The 4,587-nt window shown below is 64.4% G+C and carries 4 protein-coding genes; 1 reads left to right on the top strand and 3 read right to left on the bottom strand.

From position 1 onward, the window contains the following. Window positions 1-88: 88 nt before the first annotated feature. Together EN991_RS24550 and EN991_RS24545 are read right to left on the bottom strand one after the other, a co-directional pair. A complete protein-coding gene (locus EN991_RS24550) occupies window positions 89-691 on the bottom strand; it encodes an ANTAR domain-containing response regulator (protein ID WP_127369732.1) in 603 nt (200 codons plus the stop codon). Window positions 692-774: 83 nt separating this feature from the next. Next, window positions 775-2,844 (bottom strand): NAD(P)-binding protein, encoded by a 2,070-nt coding sequence (locus EN991_RS24545; RefSeq protein WP_127369731.1) that lies wholly within the window; start codon window positions 2,842-2,844, stop codon window positions 775-777. A 276-nt stretch (window positions 2,845-3,120) separates the two neighbouring features. Here EN991_RS24545 and argE point away from each other — a divergent pair, with 276 nt between their 5' ends. Next, window positions 3,121-4,281 (top strand): acetylornithine deacetylase, encoded by a 1,161-nt coding sequence (argE, locus tag EN991_RS24540; RefSeq protein ID WP_127369730.1) that lies wholly within the window; start codon window positions 3,121-3,123, stop codon window positions 4,279-4,281. A gap of 7 nt (window positions 4,282-4,288) precedes the next feature. On the opposite strand, the gene EN991_RS24535 is transcribed toward argE, so the two are convergent. Then, window positions 4,289-4,587: LysR substrate-binding domain-containing protein (locus tag EN991_RS24535; protein ID WP_245461068.1), on the bottom strand; the 299-nt coding region annotated here is incomplete at its 5' end.

The following is a 4,587-nucleotide window of genomic DNA, read 5'->3' as shown; positions in this document are numbered from 1 at the left end:
GCGAAGCCAAGTTCGCCCGCCGCGACCAGCACGGCGCTGTCGAAAAGCGGCATGAAGCCGGCGGTGATCTGGTGCTCGGCAGTCATGCTCATTCGTCCTCCGCCGGTCCCAGCAGCCCCGCGGCAGTCACCAGGCTTTGGGCGATGTCGCCGATCTTGCGGTTCTGGTTCATCGCCGTCTTGCGCAGCAGCGTGTAGGCGGCCTCTTCGGAGAGGCCGCGCGATTTCATCAGGATGCGCTTGGCGCGGTCGATCACCTTGCGGCTCTCGAGCTCGCCGCGAACCTCTTCCAGTTCGCGCGCCATGCGCGAAAAAGCGTTGAAGCGGCTGACCGCCATGTCGAGGATCGGCTTGACGCGCTCTTGCCGCAGACCGTCGACGACATAGGCCGAAACGCCGGCATCGACCGCCGCCTCGATCGAGGCCTGGTCGGAGCGGTCGACGAACATGGCGATCGGCCGTTTTACGGCACGCGACAGCTGGAACATGTTTTCCAGCATGTCGCGATTCGGGTTTTCGAGATCGATGACGATGACATCGGGCTCGATCTCGGCGATCCGCCGCGCAATGCCGGTCACATCATGGATGACAGTGACCCGCTCATGGCCGGCCTCGCGCAACCCCGCCTCGATGATCGCGGCGCGGATGCGGTTTTCATCGATCACCAGGACGGCGAGTGCGGTTCGAACCATGCCTGCATTGTGACCAAGCGAAGGAATTGTGCAATGCGGTATGGTTGAACAATCCGATATTCGCTGACCGCACCGCAGGCGCCCTATTCCGCGGCCAACGCCGTGACCTCGCGGCGGAAGGGCAGTGCGTCGCCGATATCGGCTTCATCCAGCTCGCGCGCGAAGCGGTGGCCGGCATAGGTTGCCCAGGCGATCGGACCCGGCGCCTCGGCATCGCCGATGATTTTGATCGAGCGGATTCCGCTGTCGGCCCATTCGTCCCGCCGCGCCTTCAGGCCTTGCCAGACACCATCGTCCTGCTGGCGCGATGTCACCAGCACCACCGCGTCGGCAATGATGTCGCTCCGGGCGCCTGTATAGGCGCAGACTGTGATAACACCGCCCGGCACGATGCGCGTCACAGTCCGGTTCAGCACGATCTCGACGCCGCGTTCGGCCAGCCGGCGATGGATGGCGCCCTGCTCCAGCGTGTTGCGGGTCCAGTCGGATACATAGGCCGACGGCGTCACCAGCGTCACCTTCGCGCCCTGGCGCGCCATCAGCTCGGCCAGAACGCCACCCATGTAGTAGTGGTCGTCGTCGAACAGCACGACACTGCCGGTCGGCACAGTGCCGGCCATCAGATCGTCCGGCGTGTAGACCGGCATGGCCGGGTCGATCGGCATCGACACGACATGCGCGCGCGCCACGCCGTCTCGGCGCCATGTCGAGCCGGTGGCAAGCGCAATGTTCTGAAAGCCGAAGTCCAGTATCTCCTGCGCCGACAATCGGCTTTCGAAATAGACGTCGACATTGGACATCTGGCTGATCTGGTACTGGCGGTAGTCGCGCACGCGTCCCCATGCCGAGAGACCAGGCAAGCGGCACTCGCGCGCCACGCGGCCGCCGAGTTCGGTGCCGGCTTCGGCGATGGCCACCTGATAGCCGCGCAGGCCGAGCGCACGCGCCGCCTCCAGCCCGGCCGGGCCGGCGCCGACGATCAGCACGCTGTCGCTATCGCCCTTGGCCTGCATGCGTTCGGGATGCCAGCCCTTGCGCCATTCCTCCATGAAGGTTGGGTTCTGCGTGCAGCGCGAGATCGACATGGTCATGTCGCCGGTGATGCAGATGTTGCAGCCGATGCATTCGCGAATGTCCTCGATGCGCCCCTCCTCCACCTTCTTCGGCAGGAAGGGATCGGCAATCGATGGGCGCGCGCAGCCGATGAAATCCAGCGTGCCGGACTTGATCATCTTCACCATCACATCCGGCGAGGTGAAGCGACCGACGCCGACGACCGGCTTCGAGGTCAGTTTCTTGATGCCGGACACCAGGCTCTCCTGCGCGCCCTCCTCCTTGAACCGCGACGGCCCGGAGCAGTCCTCCCAAGCGCCATGCGCCAGGTCCCAGAGGTCGGGCAGATCGGCATGCATCTCGATCATGTCGCGCACTTCGGAATTGGCAAAGCCGAGCTCACCGATCATCTCGTCCAGCGACAGCCGCAGCGTCAGGCCGCACGTGTCGCCGATAGCGTCCCTGCCCTCTTCGATCAGCTCACGCATCAGCCGCGAGCGGTTCTCCAGCGAGCCGCCATATTCGTCGCTGCGCTGGTTGGTGGCCGTGGACAGGAAGTGCTGGATGATGCCGAAGCCATGCGCGCCGTAGAGGCACACCAAATCGAAGCCCGCGAGCCTCGCCCGTTTGAAGGCATTGCGATGCCAGCGGCGCAGGTCGCGAATATCCTGCTTGTCCATGGCGCGCGCCTGCACCGGATCGTTGGTGAAGGTGCGGATCGGCAGGGCCGACGGCCCGCGCGGCACTTCCTTGGTGTAGAGGTTCGGCCCGTTGATGCCTGAGTAGGCCAGTTGGATGCCGGCCAGCGCGCCATGCTGGTGCATTGCCTTGGCCATCTTCGCCAGCGCCGGAATATCGGCATCGTCCCACAGCCTGAGCTCGATGAAGGGCGTGATCTCGGATGTGTGGTGCATCTCGGTTTGCTCGGTGAAGATGACGCCCCAGCCGCCTTCCGACTTGATGCGGCGCATCTCGGCCGCGGCCGAAGGGTCGCGATAGCCGCCGCCATTGCAATGCGGCACCTGATAGAAGCGGTTCTTGGCGGTCACCGGACCGATCTTCACGGGCTCGAACAAAATATCATAGCGCGGATCGCGCATGGAACGTGCCTTCCTGCCAGCGTCGCCCTGCAGCACGCCCGATCATGGTTTCGAGGCGTGACGCAAGCCGGCCGGCCCAGTGGGTTGATGCCGTGAGACCATTCATAAGTTGCGGCAAGCGCCGGAAAACAACAGATTTCTTCTGTGCCGGTTAGGCCGCGCCTAATCGCACACATCCGGATTAGCATCCGCTGAATCCCGACTGAGCCAAATGCGACTTCAAGGCCCCGGCCACGCGATGCTAGAAGTACCGACGGCCAATGAGGCACAAGACGCATGGACAGCACCCAGATCCTTGAAAAGCTGCTCGCATTCCCGACGGTGAGCCGCGACTCGAACCTCGCCCTCGTCAACTACGTGGCGGACCTGCTAGACGCGCACGGCACTGCCAGCCAGATCATCCACAGCGAGGACGGCCACAAGGCCAACCTCTTTGCCACCATCGGACCGACTGATGCTTCCGGCATCATGCTGTCCGGTCACACCGACGTCGTTCCCGTCGACGGCCAGGCCTGGACGCTGCCGCCCTTCGAGATGACGAACCGTGACGGCAAGCTTTACGGACGCGGCGCGGCCGACATGAAGGGTTTTGTGGCCTGCGCGCTCGCCGCGTGCCTCAAGGCCGCGAAAATGACGCTGAAGACGCCTCTGCACCTGGCACTCTCCTACGACGAGGAGATCGGCTGCATCGGTGTGCGCAGCCTAATCGACATGCTGCAAGCGGCCCCGCATCGGCCGCTGCTATGCATTGTCGGCGAGCCGACCGATATGCAGGTGGCGACGGGGCACAAGGGCAAGCTTGCCGCACGCGCGCTTTGCAAGGGGCGCGAAGGCCATTCGGCGCTGGCCCCGCTGGCGCTCAACGCCATCCATCTCGGCTGCGACTTCGTCGCCGCCTTGCGCCGCGAACAGGACCGGCTGATGCGCGATGGCGCCCGCGACGGCGACTACGACATATCATACACGACCGTCCATGTCGGCAAGATCAACGCCGGCGTGGCGCTGAACATCGTGCCGAACCTTTGCCAGGTCGACTTCGAAATCCGCAATGTCGCAGCCGACGACCCGCACGAGATTCTCGACCGCCTGCGCAAGGAGGCTGCTCATATTGCTTCCGAAGCCTCGACTATCGCGCCCGAGGCAGCAATCGACATCGACATCACCAACACCTATCCCGGCCTGGACACGCCAGCCAGTTCGCAAGCCGTCGCCTTCGTCAAATCGCTGACCGGCGCCAACAATACCATCAAGATGGCCTTCGGCACGGAAGGCGGCCTGTTCAGCCGCGATCTCGGCACGCCGACGGTCGTGTGCGGACCGGGGTCGATGGCGCAAGGGCACAAGCCGGACGAATTCGTCAGCGTCGAGCAGATGCGCCGCTGCGACGACATGCTGGAAAAATTGCTGAAGCGGCTTGCCGACCAGCAACTGGCGTAAGCGGGCGCTACTTCTGCGGAAGCGCTGCCTGGCCGACGGCCCGCTCGGCGCCGAACACACCTTGCTCGACGACAAAATGCCGGCAGTGGTCGATGAACGCCTGGGCGGATTGCGTACGATGTTCGGAATTGGGCAAGGCGACGCCCATGGTCAGCGGCCGGAGGTCACCGTCCAACGGCACGAAGACGAGCGGCTTGCCGTCCGGCGCCAGCGTGTTGAGCGGCCGCATGTTGGCGATGCCGTAGCCGAAGCCGTTGGCCACCATGGAGCGCATGACCGCAATGTCGCCGGTGCGCTCGGCAATAT

Origin of the sequence: Mesorhizobium sp. M7A.F.Ca.US.005.03.2.1 (genome assembly GCF_003997795.1) — a bacterium.
Classification (GTDB): Bacteria; Pseudomonadota; Alphaproteobacteria; order Rhizobiales; family Rhizobiaceae; genus Mesorhizobium; species Mesorhizobium ciceri.
Note: the sequence above shows the minus strand (reverse complement) of the source record. Positions and strands in the feature narration are given on the sequence as shown.

Coding starts and splice junctions, on each gene's coding strand:
- EN991_RS24545 (WP_127369731.1), bottom strand. CDS start 2,844: ATGCGCGATCCGCGCTATGATATTTTGTTCGAGCCCGTGAAGATCGGT.
- argE (WP_127369730.1), top strand. CDS start 3,121: ATGGACAGCACCCAGATCCTTGAAAAGCTGCTCGCATTCCCGACGGTG.
- EN991_RS24550 (WP_127369732.1), bottom strand. CDS start 691: ATGGTTCGAACCGCACTCGCCGTCCTGGTGATCGATGAAAACCGCATC.